We start from the raw sequence: 17283 nt of genomic DNA, 5'->3' as shown, positions 1-17283 counted from the left end.
TTATGAATCGATGGCCGGCACAAGAACACGGAGACATCATGTACCTGACCCAAGGCTTGCATCGTAGCGTGCAGCAGTCGTCTGAGCGCACAGCCGTTGTTTTCGGCGAACGCTCGGAAACGTTCAGCGAACTGCACGGCCGCGTCGCGCGGTTGGCGGGCGCACTGCGCAAGCTAGGCATGAAGCCAGGCGAGCGCGTCGCCATGCTTGCCCTCAATTCCGACCGGTATATCGAGTACTTGCTGGGCACGTGGTGGGGCGGCGGCGCGTGAATCCCGTCAACATTCGCTGGAGCGTGGCGGAGATCGTGTATTCGCTCGACGATTGCGATACCGGCATCGTGATCGTCGACGACCACTTTTTGCCGATGGCGCCCACCATCGCCGATAGCGCGCGCCGCCGTCCTGTCCTCATTTACGCGGGCGAGGGCGCGGCGCCTTCCGGCATGCTCTCGTATGAACAGTTGATTGCCGATACGGCGCCCGTCGACGATGCGTTTCGCGGCGGCGACGATCTTGCTGCGATCATGTACACCGGCGGCACGACGGGCAAGCCCAAGGGCGTTATGCAGTCGCATCTGAACCTGTGGTCGTCGACGGTCTCGCGGATGGCGGAGTTTCGTCATTTCGAAGGCACGACGGTATCGCTGCACGCGGCGCCGCTGTTCCACATCGCAGCGATGGCGCGCGCGGTCGGCCACATCGTTGCGGGCGATACGCACGTCGTATTGCCGACGTTCGAGCCGCGCGCCGTGCTCGACACGATCGAGCGCCACAAGGTGGAGGAGCTGCTGCTGGTGCCCACGATGCTGCAGGCAGTTCTCGATCGCGCCGATTTCCGCACGCGGGACCTGAGCACGTTGAAGCGCATCTACTACGGCGCGTCGCCGATCAGCGCGGCCGTGCTCGATAAGGCGCTCGCCGCGCTGCCCGGCATCGAGTTCTATCACGCGTATGGACTCACGGAGGCATCGCCTGTCGTGTCGGTGAATCCACCCATCAATCACTCGGCCGCGGCGCGTGCGAGCGGCTTGTATCGTTCGGTGGGGCGCGCGGCCCTCGGTGTGGCGGTGAAGATCGTCGACGAAAACGATGTCGAGGTGCCGCGCAACACCATCGGCGAAATCGTCGTGCGCGGCGCGAATGTGATGCAGGGCTACTGGAACAGACACGAGGAGACCGCCCAGACGCTGCGCAACGGCTGGCTCCATACGGGCGACGGCGCTTATATGGACGATGACGGCTATCTGTTCATCGTCGATCGCATGAAGGACATGATCGTGACGGGCGGCGAGAACGTGTATTCAGCCGAGGTCGAAAGCGTGCTGTCGCGTCATCCTGCCGTCGTTCAATGCGCGGTCATCGGCATTCCTAACGCCCGTTGGGGCGAGGCCGTCCATGCCGTGGTCGTCGTGCGGCCCGGCAGCAATCCGAGCGGGGAAGATCTGCGCGAGCACTGCCGCCAGTTCATCGCCGGATACAAGTGCCCGAAATCCGTCGAATTCCGCCCGGCCATGCCGCTTTCCGCAGCAGGAAAAATTCTCAAACGGGACCTGCGCGCGCCTTACTGGGAAAACGAGAGCCGGCAAGTCGGCTGAGCGGCGCCCCATTGGTTTCACCGTAGGACCCGCAGTGCAACCATCCGCCAACGAGCGGAAGACAAATAGAAAGGAGACATGCATGCGTTTGAGCCGGATGAGCCGTGGCATTGGAGGCGTGATATTGGCAATGGCAGGCGGTGCGGCGATGGCCGACCCGTCGAGCGTGACACTGTACGGGGTGGCCGACACCTTCATTCAGCATCTGAACAACGGCGGCATGAGCTCCGTCTCGGAGCGCAGCGGCGGAAGCACGGGCTCGATGTTCGGCTTGCGCGGCAGCGAAGATCTCGGCGGAGGGCTCAAGGCCGACTTCGATGTCGAAAATGGCTTCAACATCAACAACGGAACCCGGTTCATCGACACGACGGCATTGTTCTACCGGCAGGCGTGGGTGGGCTTGAGTCACGCCGGCTACGGCACGTTGACGTTCGGCCGCCAGTACGAGCCGAGTTTCCGGGCGATCTACCCCACCGATCCGTTCCGCGCCAACGACATCATGTCGCCACTGTCAGCGGGGGTGCTGGCCGTGGATCGCAACACGCTGTCGACGCAATATGTGGCGGGGCGGGCCAGCAATTCGATTCTGTATCAGTCGCCGGTACTGGCGGGATTCCAGGTCGATGCGATGTACGCTTTCACGGCCACCGTCACGCAACCGACGCCGGCCACGACGGGCAACATTCTGGACGTGTCCGCGTCGTATAGCGGGTACGGACTGTACGTCGGCCTTGCTTACCAGTATCAGCATTCGGGGTTCGCCACCATACCGGGGTTGCCTGCCGCGCTGACGCTCGCTGATACCGAGCACTATTCGGCGGGACTCGCGTATCGCATCGGCATCGTCAATCTGCAGGCCAACTATTCGTACAACCGCGCCAAGGATGTGCCTGCGCGTTCGCTCGCGGCACTGCTGGATACTTCCCATGCGTACGGCATCGCCGAAGTGGGGGCGACGATCCAGGCGACGCCCGCGGATGTCTTCGAAATCGCCGGTATCAACCGCAACGTGCGAGGCGCCGACGACAGCACGTGGGGGATTCAGGCGGGCTACGATCACTTGCTGTCGAAGCGAACGAGTCTCTATGCGCGCGCCGGCTACATGAAGAACCACGGCGAAGCGACCACGAGCTGGCCGGGTGTTCGCGTGCAGGCGCAAGGCACGTCGCAGACACTGGCCCTCGTCGGGATGACGCATCGCTTCTAGTTTGTACAACGAGCATGCGGGCGCCCCGGGAGGGCGTCCGTGCCCTCAGGCGCCGCTTCTCTTCAGAAAGCAGGTGGCCGTCGCTGTCGCGAGAAGCTTGCCGTCGAGCGATTTGAGCGTGCCTTCGGAGGTCGCGATGTTTTGCGACATATGGACCGTACGGCCTTCGGCGACGAGGTCTTCGTCGTGCCGCACTGCCCGCAGCATCTTGACCTGCAGGTCGATCGTGCCGTAGCCGACTCCCGCTTCGAGCAGCGAGTGCACGGCGCAACCCGTCACGGAATCGAGTACGGTGGCCGCGAAACCGCCGTGCACGCCGCCGAGCGGATTGAGGTGCTGGCTGCCCGCGCGCGCCCTCATCGTCACGTGTCCGGCATCGACTGCCGTGAATGACATGGGGATCGTCTTGCTCATCGGAGCGCCAGGCAAGTCGCCCGAAACAGCGGCGCGCAGCAGATCGAGGCCGCTCATTTCCAATGGATTCATCGTTACCTCTCGTGAGTCTACGCAAACGGATCTAAATGGCCGCTCCAAAGTATAGGTTGGGCCGCCGCCGACGCGATGTCGTGGAAATTGACACGCCGCTAACCACGAATAAACGATGGAGATGCCGTCACGCGGCCGCCGCTGTTGCTCTCGAATGGGAGGTAGTGGCAGCCGCGAAATTCAATTCCCCCGCCGTCAAGTTTCAGTTAACAGTTCGTCAACTGTCAGTTGGATTGTCAATACAAGGGCTGAATTTCACAATGGGCCCACAGAGAAGTACATGGAGACAAGCAATGCCAACCAATCGCCCCGACCGCGAGTGCGCGCAACTCGCCCCGGTCTGCCGGCAGCCGTCGCCGTTCATTGTCCAGCGAAGTCTCGCACTCGCGAGCATCGCTCCGTCGCGTGATTTTTCATCCCTTTCCCTCTCTTCCCCTTTCAGGATATAGAGCATGCGCGAAGCCGTTATTGTTTCCACCGCACGCACGCCGATGACCAAGTCACATCGCGGCGAATTCAACATCACACCGGGCCCGACGCTCGCATCCGTTGCTGTGCGCGCAGCGGTGGAGCGCTCGGGCGTCGACCCGGACCTGATCGAGGACGCGATCCTCGGCTGTGGCTATCCCGAAGGCAACACCGGCCGCAACATCGCGCGCCAGACGGTGATCCGCGCGGGCTTGCCGATATCGATCGCAGGCACCACCGTGACCCGCTTCTGCGCCTCCGGCCTGCAAGCCATCGCGATGGCGGCGGGCCGCATCGTCGTCGACGGTGCGCCGGCGATGATCGCGGGCGGCGTCGAGAGCATCTCCAGCATCCGAACCCGCGAAGACGGCGTGACCGCGCTCGATCCGTGGATCACGGAGCACAAGCCGTCGCTCTACATGACGATGATCGATACCGCCGACATCGTGGCGCAGCGCTACGGCATCAGCCGCGAAGTGCAGGACCGTTTCTCGGTGGAAAGCCAGCGGCGCACGGGGGAAGCGCAACTCGCCGGCCGCTACGCTGACGAGATCGTGCCCGTCACTACGACGATGGCCGTGACCGACAAGGAGACGGGAGCCGTCAGTCAACGCGAGGTAACGGTCTCCGCGGACACCTGCAATCGCCCCGGCACGACGCTGGAAGCGCTCGCGAAGCTCGCCCCGGTGAAAGGCGCGGACAAATACGTCACGGCGGGCAACTCGTCGCAGTTCTCGGATGGCGCCTCGGCGTGCGTGCTGATGGAAGCGAAGGCCGCCGAGCGCGCGAACCTCACGCCGCTCGGCGCATTCCGTGGCTTGGCCGTGGCCGGCTGCGAACCGGATGAAATGGGCATCGGGCCCGTTCTCGCGGTACCGAAACTGCTCGCGCGCCATGGTCTGACGGTCGGCGACATCGGGCTGTGGGAACTCAACGAAGCGTTCGCGTCGCAAGCGGTCTACTGCCAGCAGCGCCTCGGCATTCCCGCCGAGCGCCTGAACGTCGACGGCGGCGCGATCTCCATCGGCCATCCTTACGGCATGACGGGCGCGCGCCTCGCGGGACACGTCCTGATCGAAGGCCGCCGGCGCGGCGTGAAATACGCGGTCGTCACGATGTGCATCGCCGGCGGCATGGGCGCCGCAGGCCTGTTTGAAATTTACTGATGGAAACGAAGTCATGGATCTGACATTCACACCCGAGGAGGAAGCCTTCCGCGAGCGCGTCGTGCGCTTTCTGAAGGACAAGCTGCCCGCGCGGCTTTCGCACAAGGTCCGCAGCGGCTTGCACCTCACGCGCGACGACATGACCGAATGGCACGCGATCCTCAATGAACAGGGTTGGCTCGCGAATCACTGGCCTGAGCAGTATGGCGGTCCAGGCTGGAACACCGTGCAGAAGTTCATCTTCGAGAACGAATGCGCGCTGGCGGGCGCACCGCGCATCCTGCCGTTCGGCGTGAACATGCTCGGCCCTGTGCTGATCAAGTTCGGCAACGAAGCGCAGAAGCAACAGTGGCTGCCGCGCATCCTCGACGGTTCCGACTGGTGGTGCCAGGGCTATTCGGAGCCGGGCTCGGGTTCCGATCTCGCGTCGGTGAAGACGAGCGCCGTGCGCGGCATCGACACGGACGGCGAGCACTACATCGTCAATGGCCAGAAGACGTGGACCACGCTGGGCCAGCACGCGAACATGATCTTCTGCCTCGTGCGCACGTCGACAGACGTGCGCAAGCAGGAGGGCATCAGCTTCCTGCTCCTCGACATGAACTCGCCGGGCGTCGAAGTGCGTCCCATCATCACGCTCGACGGCGACCACGAAATCAACGAAGTGTTTTTCACCGATGTGCGCGTGCCCGCCGCCAATCTCGTCGGCGAAGAGAACAGGGGCTGGACGATCGCGAAGTATCTGCTGACCTATGAGCGCACCAATATCGCGGGTGTCGGCTTCTCGGTGGCGGCGCTCGCGCGGCTGCGCCAGGCCGCGCAAAAGATCACACGCAATGGCCGGCCGCTTGCCGACGATCCTCTCTTTGCCGCGCGGCTCGCGCGCGTCGAGATCGATCTGGAGAACATGCGGATCACTAACCTGCGGGTGATCGCGGCAGTGGCGGGCGGCGGCGTGCCGGGCGCGGAAAGCTCGATGCTCAAGATTCGCGGCACCGAAATCCGTCAGGAGATTTCGTCGCTGATGCGCCGCGCGATGGGACCGCACGCGCAGCCGTTCATCGAGGAAGCGCTGCACGAAGGCTATGACGACGCGCGGGTCGGCCCCGAAGAAGCCGCGAGCGCTGCTGCGCAGTACTTCAACAACCGCAAGCTGTCGATCTTCGGCGGCTCGAATGAAATCCAGAAGAACATCATCTCGAAGATGATCCTGGGACTGTAAGAGGATCGCGATGAATTTCCAGCATACAGAAGACCGCCGCATGCTGGCGGATACGCTGAACCGCTTCGTGAGCGAGCAGTACAGTTTTGCGACGCGCGATGCGCTCGCTCGCAGCGATTCGGGTTTCAGCCGTGAACTGTGGGTGCGCTTTGCGGAACTCGGCGTCATCGGCGCGCTGTTCGACGAGGCCGATGGGGGCTTCGGCGGCGATGGCTTCGATATCGCCGTCGTGTTTGAATGCCTCGGGCGCGGACTCGTGGTAGAGCCTTTTCTCGGCGCACTGGTGGTGGGCCGCGCGCTCGCCGTCGCGGGCCATCACGCGCAGAAAGCGCTGATCGCGGGATTGATCGAGGGTGTTGCCGTCGCGGCGCTGGCACACGACGAACCGGGCTCGCACTATGAACTGTCGAAGGTATCGACGCGCGCCGCGCGCACGTCGAACGGCTGGGTGCTGACGGGCACGAAGGCGGTTGTGCAGCAGGGCGCCGAAGCCGACTTCTTCCTCGTTTCGGCGCGCACGGCGGGCGCCGTCGATGCCGAAGCGGGCATCTCGCTCTTCATCGTGCCGCGCGATGCAGCGGGCCTTACCGTACGCGGTTATCCGAAAATCGATGGCGGACGCGCGGCGGAACTTTGCCTGAACGAGGTCTGCATCGGCGACGACGCACTGCTCGGCGAACGCGACGCGGGGCTCGCGACACTCGAAGCCGGCATCGGGGCCGGTGTGCTCGCGTTGTGCGCGGAGGCGCTCGGCGCAATGGATGTCGCGAAGGAACACACGCTCGAGTATTTGCGCACGCGCAAGCAGTTCGGCGTGGCGATCGGCAGCTTTCAGGCATTGCAGCATCGGATGGCCGAACTGCTGCTCGAAATCGAGCAGGCGCGCTCGGCCGTCATCAACGCAGCGGCGGCGCTCGGCGGGGGACGCATCGAACGCGAACGCGCGCTGTCGGCGGCGAAGGTCACGATCGGACACATCGGCGCGCGCGTCGCGGAAGAGTGCATCCAGATGCACGGCGGCATCGGCATGACGTGGGAATTGCCGCTTGCGCACTACGCGAAGCGCCTCGTCATGATCGACCATCAACTCGGCGACGAAGATCACCATCTCGAACGCTACATCTCTCTCGGCAGGAGCTAATGCGATGAACGAACCGATTCTTGTGCGCCGCGACGGCGCTGTGCAGGTGCTCACCCTGAACAACCCGGCTGCGCGCAACGCGCTGACGGCCGAGGTCTACACGGCGCTGCCGGCTGCGTTGAAAGCGGCGCAGGATGATCCCGAAGTCGGCGCGATCGTGCTGACGGGCGCAGGCGCGGCGTTCTGCGCGGGCGGCGATCTGAACCGTCTCGCGCAACGGCGTGCGATGGCGCAGCCTGAGCGGCGCGCGGGCATCGAACATCTGCACAACATGATCCGTGCGCTGCGCGATTGCAGCAAGCCCGTGATCGCAGCCGTCGAAGGCGCGGCGGCCGGCGCGGGTCTGTCGTTGGCGCTTGCTTGCGACATGCTCGTGGTCGCGCGCAATGCGTCGTTCTCGGTGGCATATGTGAAGGTCGGTTTGTCGCCTGACGGCGGCGCGACTGCGTTTCTCTCCGAGGTCGTGTCCCGCCAGGTGATGACGGAACTATGCCTGACGGGCCGGCCCGTCACGGGCGAGCGCATTCACGCGCTCGGCATCGCGAATCGCCTTGTCGAACCGGGAAGCGCATTGACGGAGGCTCTAGCGATGGCGCAATCGCTCGCAGCGGGTCCCGAGCGCGCGATCGCGCGCATCAAGCGCCTGTGCCGCTATGCCGGCGAGAACACGCTCGAAGCGCAACTCGATCTCGAAGCGGACTGCATGTCGGAATCGCTCGGCGATGATGAAGCCGCCGAAGGCATCGCCGCGTTTTTCGACAAACGTCCCGCCGATTTCGCCGCGGTGCGGCGCGCGTCGAGTGTGTCGTCGCATTGAAGGTGACGTGTCCATGTCGAACCTGAACAACTCTCTGCCGCTCGCGGGCGTTCGCATTCTGGATCTGTCGCGCGTGCTGGCCGGACCCTGGTGCGCGATGGTGCTCGGCGATCTGGGCGCCGAAGTCATCAAGGTCGAGCATCCCAAACGCGGCGACGATACGCGCGACTGGGGTCTGCGTGTCGGCACGACCGAGACGGCTTATTTCAACAGCGTCAACCGTAACAAGCGCTCGGTGTGTCTCGATCTGCAAACGAGCGAAGGCCAGCAGATCGCACGAGAACTCGCGCAACAGTGCGACGTCGTGATCCAGAACTTCAAGTTCGGTGGCGCGGAAAAGCTCGGCCTCGGCTATGAGCAACTGAAGGAGTCGCGCGACGATCTGATCTATTGCTCGATCTCCGGCTATGACCGGCGCGGCCCGGAGGCGGCGCGCCCCGGCTACGACATCGTGCTGCAAGGCGAGGCGGGCCTGATGGCGCTCAACGGCGAGGCGAATCAGCCGCCGCTCAAGTTCGGCGTCGCAGCCGTCGATCTGTTCACGGGCATGTACGCCGCGCAAGCCGTGCTCGCCGCGCTGTTCGAGCGTCAGAAGACGGGCAAGGGACGTCACGTGGAAATGGCCCTCTTCGATTGCGGCCTGATGATCACGTCGTACTACGGACTCGAATCGATGATCATGGGCGAGGATCCGCCGCGCTACGGCAACGCGCATCCGTCGATCGTTCCGTACGGCGTGTATGACGCGGAAGATGGTCAGGTCGTTATCGCCGTCGGCAACAACCGGCAGTACGAGCGCTTCTGCCGCGAAGTGATCGAACGCCCGGATCTCGTCGACGACGACCGGTTCCGCACGAACATCGTGCGCGCTGCCAACCGCCACGTGCTCGTGCCCGAACTCAAGCGTGAGATAGGCAGCAGGACGCGCGGGCTTCTGCTCGAACGTCTCGCGCAGGCCAATATCCCTTGCGGCGAAGTGCACGGTCTGCACGAGGCGCTCACGTCGCGGCGCGCAGCGGAGGCCGGACTCGTGACCACTTATGAGCATCCCGAGGCCGGCACCACGCATGTGCTCGCGCCGCCGTATCGCTTCGACGGCGAGCGTCTGCCGGTGCGCAACGCGCCGCCCCAGCTCGGCGAAGGCACGAGCGACGTTCTGCAGTCGCTGCTCGGCTTGTCGTCCGCGCGCGTTTCACAACTGAAGACCGACGGCGTCGTCTGACGCTGCGTCGCTCGTCGTTCGCATAAAGGACTGTTCATGAGCCAGAACGCTTTTTCCACTGCCGCTTTTTCCACACGATTCACCGAGCTATTCGACACACGCTTGCCCATCGTCGCAGGCGGTCTGATGTGGCTGGCCGATGCGAAGTATGTCGCCGCCGCGGCGCGTGCGGGCATCATCGGCTTCATTACGGCCGCGAGCTTTCCCGAGCCGCAGGCGCTGCGCGCTGAAATTCGGCGCTGCCGCGACCTCTGCGAAGACGGTCCTTTCGGCGTGAACGTGTCGATGCTGCCGAAGCTCGTGCCCGGCGAGACGACGCGCGACGTGTTCCAGCTGATCGTCGATGAAGGCGTGAAGTACGTCGAAACTTCCGGGCGAAATCCCGAAGAGTTCATGCCGCTTCTGAAAGACGCCGGCATAAAAGTGCTGCACAAGGTGCCGTCGGTGCGTTTCGCGGTCAAGGCGGCGTCCATTGGCGCCGATGCCGTGGCGATCGTCGGCGCGGAATGCGGCGGTCATCCGGGTCTCGATATGGTCGGGACCTTCGTCAACGCCGCGTGGGCGGAAAGCGAACTGGACATTCCGTATCTGATCGGCGGCGGCATCGGCCGGGGTTCGCAGATCACGGCCGCGCTGGCGATGGGTGCAGCGGGCGTGGTGATCGGCACGCGCTTCGCGGTCGCCGACGAAGTCTGGGCGCACGTCGACTACAAGCGCCGGCTGGTCGAAGCGGGCCCGGCCGACACCGATCTGTGCATGGCGTCCGTGCGCAACACGGCGCGCGCGCTGCGCAACGAAACGACGGCCGCCGTCAGAGAGATCGAAGCGCAGAACCCGAACGTGACGATTCAGGATCTGCTGCCGTGGGTGGCCGGCAAGGTGGGCCGCGAGGCCTACGTGACGGGCGACTGGTCGAAGGGGCTGCTCGCGGCGGGGCAATCACTGGCGTTCGTCGATCGCATCGAACCGCTCGCCGACATCGTGAAGCGTTTCGAAGCCGACATGCGACAAGCCGTGTCACGGCTCGCCACCCACTGATCAGAACAAGCGCTGCACCAAGCAGCCAGTCCTGTAATGCCGTTGCAACGGGTCCACCGAGACTCGCTTCATTAGTCAACACACATATCAGCCGACCAAAGCAGGAGACAGACGCATGCAGCAAATTCATATCGATTCGATCAAGTCGAATCCCGCCTACAGGCGGCTCGTCGCGTCGCGGCGACGCTTCAGCTTTACGCTGACGGCGCTGATGATCGTCACGTATTACGGCTTCATTCTGTTCGTCGCGCTCGCGCCGCACTTGCTGGCGCGTCCGCTGTATCGGGGCGCAACGACTACCGTTGGCGTGCTCGTGGGCGTCGGCATTATCGCGGTCGCGATTGCGCTGACGGGCTGGTACGTGCTGCGCGCGAACCGCACGCTCGATCCTTCGATGAGCGCACTGCTCGCCAGCACAATGCAGGAGGCCAACCGATGAAGCCTCTCCGTTTCCTATTCAGCAGCGTGCTCGCTTCAACGGCTGCACTTGCTCATGCGTCGGGCGTCGAAGGCCCGGTGCCCAATCATTTCGAATTGAACCCGGTCGCGATCGGCATGTTCCTGCTGTTCGTCTTCGTCACGCTCGGCATCACACGATGGGCCTCGCGCCGCACCCGCACGACCAAAGATTTCTACAGCGCGGGCGGCGGTATTTCCGGCTTTCAGAACGGACTCGCGATTGCCGGCGACTACATGTCGGCGGCGTCGTTCCTCGGCCTGTCCGGCATGGTCTTCACGTTCGGCTTCGACGGCCTGATCTATTCGATCGGCTTTCTGGTCGGCTGGCCGTTCGTGATGTTCCTGCTCGCCGAACCCGTGCGCAATCTCGGCAAGTTCACGTTCGTCGACGTGGTCGCGTACCGCTTCGAGCAGGCGCCCATTCGGCTGCTGACGGCGAGCACGTCGCTAGTCGTGGTGGTGTTCTATCTGGTCGTGCAGATGGTCGGCGCGGGCAAGCTGATCCAGCTGCTGTTCGGCTTGCCGTACTGGATGGCGGAAGTGGTCGTGGGCGCGCTGATGGTGGTGTACGTGTTCTTCGGCGGCATGACGGCGACGACGTGGGTGCAGATCATCAAGGCCGTCCTGCTGCTGTGCGGCGCGACCTTCATGGCGATTACCGCGCTGGCGCAATTCGGCTTCAACCCGGACGAGATGTTCCGGCGCGCCGTCGACGTCCATCCTGGCGCGCTCAGCATCATGGCCCCCGGCAAGCTGTTGAAGGACCCGCTCAATGCCCTCTCGCTCGGCATCGCGCTGATGTTCGGCACGGCGGGTTTTCCGCATATCCTGATGCGCTTTTTTACGGTGCCGAGCGCAAAGGAGGCGCGCAAATCCGTATTCATCGCCACGGGTTTTATCGGGTACTTCTATCTGCTAACCTTCGTCATCGGCTTCTCGGCGATCGCGTTGCTGGCGCAGCATCCCGAGTTTTTCAAGGCGGCGGCCGACGGGCACTTCAACCTCACCCACGATCTGCTCGGCGGCTCGAACATGGTCGCTGTGAAGCTGGCGCAGGCGGTGGGCGGCAACGTGTTCTACGGCTTCATCGCGGCCGTCACGTTCGCGACAATCCTCGCCGTGGTCGCGGGACTCACGCTGTCCGGCGCGACCACCGTGTCGCACGACCTGTACGCATGCTGGCTGGCACGCGGCAAAGCCAACGAAGCACACGAAATGCGCATCTCGCGCGTGGCGACGCTGATCCTGAGCGCCATCGCCATTGCGCTCGGCATCCTGTTCGAGCATGTCAACGTGGCGTTTCTGGTGGGACTCGTGGCGGCCGTCGCGGCGAGCGCGAATTTCCCCGTGCTGGTGTCGTCGATTTTCTGGCGCGGCATGACCACGCGCGGCGCGGTGATGGGCGGCAGTCTCGGCCTGATTTCCGCCGTGCTGCTGACGCTGTTGTCGAAGTCGGTGTGGGTCGACGTGCTGCATCAGGCCCATGCGCCCGTGGCGCTCGATAATCCCGCACTCGTCTCGGTGCCCCTCGCGTTCGTGGGCATCTGGTTATTTTCGATGCTCGATCGCGGCGTGCGAGCGCAGCGCGAGCGCGAAGCGTTCTCCCTGCAAGAGTTCTACGGACAGACGGGCGTGCTGGCCGTCAATGCCGTCGATCACTGAAGCGAAGCGCGCGTCAGGCGCCGACCAGCGCCTGACGCAGCACAGAACCGCTGGGCGATCGTCGCGGTCATGCTTGCCGTCGCGCTCGCCACGCTCGACACGTGGATCGCGAACACCGCGCTGCCCGCGATAGCCGCCGATCGCTCGACGCGGCGCTCGAAGCGCGCCTCACTAGCCGATACGGCGCGAACACGCAGGCGTACGCGCAACGGATGAAGCTCCGTCGAACGAAACGTCGAACATGAGCTTCGAAAGCGGCTTGCTGCGCGATGTGAAGAGGCAATACCACAGCCATACGAACGGCCAGATCAACATGATCGTCCCATTTGAAGGATCCTGCTGCGGGCTGCGAAGGGAGCGTGAAAGCGACAAGGACTACGCTCTGGTGCGCTTGCGAGCCGTGCGTGACACCGCTGACTTTCCGGCGAGCTCGCATTGCTGGATCACGCGCTGAAGATGATCCGGACCGGCCGTGATCGCGCTCAGCAGGGTCATCAGGACGAAGTCGATCAACCTCGGTATTGCGACTTTGGTGTCCGCGCGCGGCGCGCGGTTCGCCAGAATTAGCGTGGCGAGGCCATGTTCCATGCTCCACGCGGCGTGTGTCACGAGTTTGAGATCGGCCTGGGCCCAATGACTCTCGATGGCCAGCGCCTCGATCGTATCCGAAAACAACCCGAACGACCTGTTACTTTCCTCGATGAGCTCGGGGTACGCCTGGTGCGCCACAATGCGAGGCCCGATCATCAGACCGAACAGGCCATTGTGGCGTTGCGCAAACTCAACGTATACCCGCATCATCCGGTACGCTTTCGAAAGCGCCGTATCCTCGCTTTCACGGATCGCAACGCGCAGCGCAGCGAGGTCACGATATCCACTCGCAGCGATCGTGGCCAGCAGTTCGTCGATACCCGCAAAATGCCGCGAAGGCGCTGCTTCCGATACGCCCACCATGCGCGCGAGGTAACGCAGGCTCAAGTCCTGTGCCGATACATCCATGAGTGCGCTGCGCCCGGCTTCGATGAGCGCGTTGCGCAGATTGCCATGGTGGTAATCCGCATTCTTCGAGATAGACGATTTAGGATTCACGTGACCTTCGTGCGTGGAGCAACAGCGGGAATCGATTATAAATTCTGCGCGAAGAGACACGCAATATTTCGGAAGATGCGTCAAGCAGGCGTCTCACCACCTCCATCTGACGGTCTGGTAGTGTGGCTGCGTGTCAGGCTGAAGCGCACGCCTGGGAGCTCCGCACCACGCCAGCGTCGACCTATGGCGTCGGGCATCGAACCGATACATCGTCAACGGCCAATTGCCTCCTGGCAATGCGCTGTACGCCGAAAAGAAGAACGACGACGCCAAGCGCCTGGACACAGGCAATCATGATGAATCCGCTCGCATAGGTTCCCGTTGCGTCCCGGACGTATCCGATCAGAAAGGGCGTAACGAAGCCGGCGACGTTGGCGACGGAACTGATCAAAGGCACGCCAACCAGCAGCGATGTACCGCTGAGTAAGCCCACGGACATTTGCCAGAACAGCGTGATACCCGCACCCGTTCCTGCGAAGCCGAGGGCAAGCAGGAAAAACGTCGCGGCGGCACTGCTATGCCATACGAAAACAAGTCCCGAAAGGCTCACCGCCGTAAAGACTGACGCCAGCGTGCAGAAGAGCCGTCGACGCTGCGGGCTGCCGCCGATGCTACAGATGAGCACATTGCCCAATGCCCCGAGTACGCAGGCGCCAGCGACTGCGCGGCCAATCTCTTTGTATCCGCCGAAGCCCGCCTCGCGGAGTATGGTCGGGGAGAAGAAAAACAGTGCGGCCGTAGCGGCCAGGAGGCAGAAGTACGCGGCGCTCAGGATCCAGACGGCGGGGTTGCAGAACAGGGGGCGCCCGTCGCCGATGGTGTCCATCGTTTCGGCGCTCCTTCGGAGATCGTCCTCGACGAGCGTCCGCTGTCGCGCCGAGAGCCACCTGGCGCCGCGAGGCAGATCCGGCAGTAACACGAATGCGCCGCACGCCAATACGACGGTAGGGATGGCTTGAGCGAAGAACATCCATCGCCAGCCTTGTAAGCCCGCGAGGCCGTTCATGTGCTCGAGCACGAATCCCCCCGTTAAACCAATCGTGACCGTCGAGAAGAGCGACCCCGAGTGGAAGATGCTGAAGTTGCGCGTGCGCCGTTTTCCCGGGAACCACGCATTGAAGTACAACACAACGCCTGGATAAAAGCCTGCCTCGAATACGCCGAGCAGGAACCTCAGCACGTAGAACGTCGGCGCGCTATTGACGAACGTCATCGCCACACTTGTCAGTCCCCAGGCGCCGGCAATACCAGCAAGCACGGCGCGTGCACCAAACTTCTTTTGCAGCATCGTGGTGGGGACGCCAAACAGCACGTAGCCGACGAAGAAGAGGCCGGCGCCCAATCCATAGACCGTTTCGCTGAATCGGAGGTCCACGATCATTTGCAACTTCGCAAACGCGACGTTCGAACGACCGACCCACGCCAGCATCCATAGGCCGAACAATATCGGCAGTATTCTCCATTGCGCCGAAGCGTAGGCCTTGCGAAGGAGGTCGTCGTCATGTGACGATGCCTCCTCGATGCGGGCTTGGTTTTCCACTTCCATTCGGGCCTCCGATGTCTTGTGTCGATCCAGGTACTGCGAGGCGTACGGCGGGCGTCAAAGCTCGTCCGTTACTTTCTGCAACTCATGCGCTTGAGCGAGCACGGCGTCGTCGATCTTCGTTGCGGACGGGGGCGGGCCGCCGACCAGAATGCCCGTCTCGATGGCATTGCGGATGTCGGTATCCGCCAGGCCCGCTTCGCGGAACACCTGCTCGTTATGCTCGCCGCGAAACGCGGGCGCGCTACGCATGCCGAGCTCGTCATCGGAAAAACGCCACGGGTATCCGTGGATCAGATACGAACCGCCTCGGCGATCGGGGATCTCGTGCACCGCGCCCCATTGCTTCGCCCAGTCGGTATCGGCGAGTTCCTTCAGCGTGCGGATCTGGCCAATGGCAATCTTGGCCTCGTCGAGTTGCGCGTCGAGTGTCTTGAGGTCCCGGAATGAGTACATCCACGTCTGGATCACCGCATGCAGCGCGTCATAGTTCTGCAGGCGGCTCTCGGCGGTCCTGAAGCGCGGGTCGCGCGCCAGGTCCATGCGGCGCATCGCGCGCAGGTAGTTCGGAAACGTGTTGCTGCCGACGATGCTTTGGGCCGCCACGAACTCCTCGCCACCGGGGCCGACGAAATGCGGACCGTCGGAGGCACCGAGGATGCCCGGCTCCGCGCCCGTGTCGACGCCCTCGAGATCGAGGTGAGCGCGTTCGTTGATAGACAGCATCACGGCCGCCATCGCGACGTCGATGTACTGGCCGCGTCCCGTTACCTCGCGCTTGCGCACCGCTGCGAGCACGGCGATGGTCGCCTGCAGGCCCGCATAGACGTCGGCGTGCGACAGCGGATCAGTCCACTTGCGTCCCTCGCCCGTGCCGTCGAAATGGCGCAGTGTGTTGTGCGTAAAGCCCGTTTCGGCTTGCACGGTCGGCGCATAGGCCATGCGCGACGCCCAAGGCCCGCGCTGCCCGTAACCGGTAATCGACACGTAGACCAGCTTGGGATTGCGCTTCGCGAGCGTGTCGTAATCGAGCCCGAACCCCTTGAGGGTGCCGGCCCGGAAATTTTCGACGATGATGTCCGCCTCGTCGCACAGGCGCAGCACGAGCTCACGTGCGCGGGGCGCGTTCAGATCGATGCTGACGTTGCGCTTGCCACTGTTCTGCTGCGCGTAATAGCCCGACATGCCGTCGCAATTCGGGAATGCGGCACGCGACACATCGGGTCGCGGCGGCTCGATCTTGATGACGTCGGCGCCGAGATCGGCAAGGGTGCGGGCGCATAGCGGGCCCGCCAGCACACGCGAAAAATCGACGACCTTGAGTCCTTCGAGTGGTCCGGCCATATCAATTCCCTTCGAAAATGGCAGTGCCCGGGCCGGCGCCATTGAAGGCCTCCAGTCCACGCTTGAGATCTTGCGACGCCCAGATCGGCTTTTGCAGCTCGAACATCGCTTCGTCGGCGGCGGCGACACCGTCGTTGACGGCGACGCGCACCAACTGCTTGGTCGCGGCGTGCGCGACGGTCGGGCCGGCCGCCAGTTCCTGCGCAACCGACAGCGCCACGTCATCGAGCTTGTCGTCGGGCACGACCAGATTGATCAAGCCCCAGCGCTCGAGCGTCGCCGCGTCGTAACGGCGGCCGAGCATCGCGAGTTCTTTTGCGCGCGCTGGGCCGGCCCGCATGACCTGACGCTGGATGCCGCCGAGCAGGGGATGCAGGCCGAGCGCCACTTCGACCGAGCCGATCCTTGCCGATTCGGCGACCACGCTGAAGTCGCACGCGAGCGCCACTTCGAAACCGCCGCCAAGGCAGGTGCCGTTCACGGCGACCACGATCGGGATCGGCAGCGTCTCGAAGCCGCGCAGCACTTCGAGCGGGTCCATCAACGCCTTGCCCTGCGTGGCAATGCGTTCGGGAAAGAGCGCCACTTCGGCGCCCGCCGAGAAGTGCCGCAGACCGCTGCGCAGCAGAATGGCGCGCGAGCCGCGTTTCACGGCCGCGTCGAATTCATTGAGCAGCGCGCGATACAGCGTCGGCCCCACGAGGTTGTGCGGGCGGCGGTTCATCGTGACAACCGTCACGTGACCTTTGATTTCTGTCTGAACAATTGCTTCGTCCATTTTTGCTCCCGTTCGTCAGACTCATCGTCGATTCCGACTTAATT

General features: G+C 63.6%; 15 protein-coding genes and 1 pseudogene. 11 read left to right on the top strand and 5 right to left on the bottom strand.

Features of this window, described 5'->3' with window-relative positions:
* The first annotated feature begins 38 nt into the window (after positions 1–38).
* Positions 39–1597: pseudogene (locus tag ABQJ48_RS30405) on the top strand (acyl-CoA synthetase).
* Positions 1598–1685: 88 nt separating this feature from the next.
* On the top strand, positions 1686–2804 hold the full coding sequence (locus ABQJ48_RS30400; RefSeq protein WP_473094211.1) for a porin: 1119 nt from the start codon (positions 1686–1688) through the stop codon (positions 2802–2804).
* 45 nt (positions 2805–2849) lie between these two features.
* Here the strand turns inward: ABQJ48_RS30400 and ABQJ48_RS30395 are convergent, their stop codons facing one another.
* Positions 2850–3290, bottom strand: a complete 441-nt coding sequence (locus ABQJ48_RS30395; protein WP_367841655.1) for a PaaI family thioesterase — start codon at positions 3288–3290, stop codon at positions 2850–2852.
* Positions 3291–3742: 452 nt separating this feature from the next.
* On the opposite strand from ABQJ48_RS30395, the gene ABQJ48_RS30390 reads away from it, so the two are divergent.
* The 9 genes from ABQJ48_RS30390 (at position 3743) to ABQJ48_RS30350 (ending at position 12939) form a co-directional block, all read left to right on the top strand.
* Entirely contained in the window at positions 3743–4924 is a 1182-nt protein-coding gene (locus tag ABQJ48_RS30390; protein WP_367841654.1) for an acetyl-CoA C-acyltransferase, read from the top strand.
* 13 nt (positions 4925–4937) lie between these two features.
* Entirely contained in the window at positions 4938–6146 is a 1209-nt protein-coding gene (locus ABQJ48_RS30385) for an acyl-CoA dehydrogenase family protein (RefSeq protein WP_367841653.1), read from the top strand.
* 10 nt (positions 6147–6156) lie between these two features.
* Positions 6157–7287 carry an acyl-CoA dehydrogenase family protein gene (locus ABQJ48_RS30380; RefSeq protein WP_367841652.1) on the top strand — a complete coding sequence of 377 codons (1131 nt, stop codon included), beginning with the start codon at positions 6157–6159 and terminating at the stop codon, positions 7285–7287.
* Positions 7288–7291: 4 nt separating this feature from the next.
* Complete coding sequence (locus ABQJ48_RS30375) at positions 7292–8104, top strand: oxepin-CoA hydrolase, alternative type (protein ID WP_367841651.1); 813 nt, start codon at positions 7292–7294, stop codon at positions 8102–8104.
* A gap of 13 nt (positions 8105–8117) precedes the next feature.
* Entirely contained in the window at positions 8118–9326 is a 1209-nt protein-coding gene (locus ABQJ48_RS30370) for a CaiB/BaiF CoA transferase family protein (RefSeq protein ID WP_367841650.1), read from the top strand.
* A 36-nt stretch (positions 9327–9362) separates the two neighbouring features.
* A complete protein-coding gene (locus tag ABQJ48_RS30365) occupies positions 9363–10364 on the top strand; it encodes an NAD(P)H-dependent flavin oxidoreductase (RefSeq protein WP_367841649.1) in 1002 nt (333 codons plus the stop codon).
* Between the two features lie 115 nt (positions 10365–10479).
* Positions 10480–10803: a DUF485 domain-containing protein gene (locus ABQJ48_RS30360; protein ID WP_367841648.1), complete on the top strand. Its 324-nt coding sequence runs from the start codon at positions 10480–10482 to the stop codon at positions 10801–10803.
* Positions 10800–12485, top strand: coding sequence for a cation acetate symporter (locus ABQJ48_RS30355; protein WP_367841647.1), 1686 nt, complete (start codon positions 10800–10802; stop codon positions 12483–12485). The genes ABQJ48_RS30360 and ABQJ48_RS30355 overlap by 4 nt, the downstream gene beginning before the upstream one ends.
* A 178-nt stretch (positions 12486–12663) precedes the next feature.
* The gene (locus ABQJ48_RS30350; RefSeq protein ID WP_367841675.1) at positions 12664–12939 is read left to right on the top strand and encodes a 4-hydroxylaminobenzoate lyase; all 276 of its coding nucleotides are present in this window, start codon (positions 12664–12666) and stop codon (positions 12937–12939) included.
* On the opposite strand, the gene ABQJ48_RS30345 is transcribed toward ABQJ48_RS30350, so the two are convergent.
* The 4 genes from ABQJ48_RS30345 to ABQJ48_RS30330 form a co-directional block, all read right to left on the bottom strand.
* On the bottom strand, positions 12861–13574 hold the full coding sequence (locus tag ABQJ48_RS30345) for a TetR/AcrR family transcriptional regulator (RefSeq protein ID WP_367841646.1): 714 nt from the start codon (positions 13572–13574) through the stop codon (positions 12861–12863). The genes ABQJ48_RS30350 and ABQJ48_RS30345 overlap by 79 nt on opposite strands.
* A gap of 181 nt (positions 13575–13755) precedes the next feature.
* Positions 13756–15003: an MFS transporter gene (locus ABQJ48_RS30340; RefSeq protein WP_367841674.1), complete on the bottom strand. Its 1248-nt coding sequence runs from the start codon at positions 15001–15003 to the stop codon at positions 13756–13758.
* A 171-nt stretch (positions 15004–15174) separates the two neighbouring features.
* Positions 15175–16461, bottom strand: a complete 1287-nt coding sequence (locus tag ABQJ48_RS30335; RefSeq protein WP_367841645.1) for a CaiB/BaiF CoA transferase family protein — start codon at positions 16459–16461, stop codon at positions 15175–15177.
* 1 nt (position 16462) lies between these two features.
* Positions 16463–17239, bottom strand: a complete 777-nt coding sequence (locus tag ABQJ48_RS30330; RefSeq protein WP_367841644.1) for an enoyl-CoA hydratase/isomerase family protein — start codon at positions 17237–17239, stop codon at positions 16463–16465.
* Between the last annotated feature and the right edge of the window lie 44 nt (positions 17240–17283).

The sequence above is a fragment of the Paraburkholderia suaedae genome (assembly GCF_040812055.1).
Classification (GTDB): domain Bacteria; phylum Pseudomonadota; class Gammaproteobacteria; order Burkholderiales; family Burkholderiaceae; genus Paraburkholderia.
Note: the sequence above shows the minus strand (reverse complement) of the source record. Positions and strands in the feature narration are given on the sequence as shown.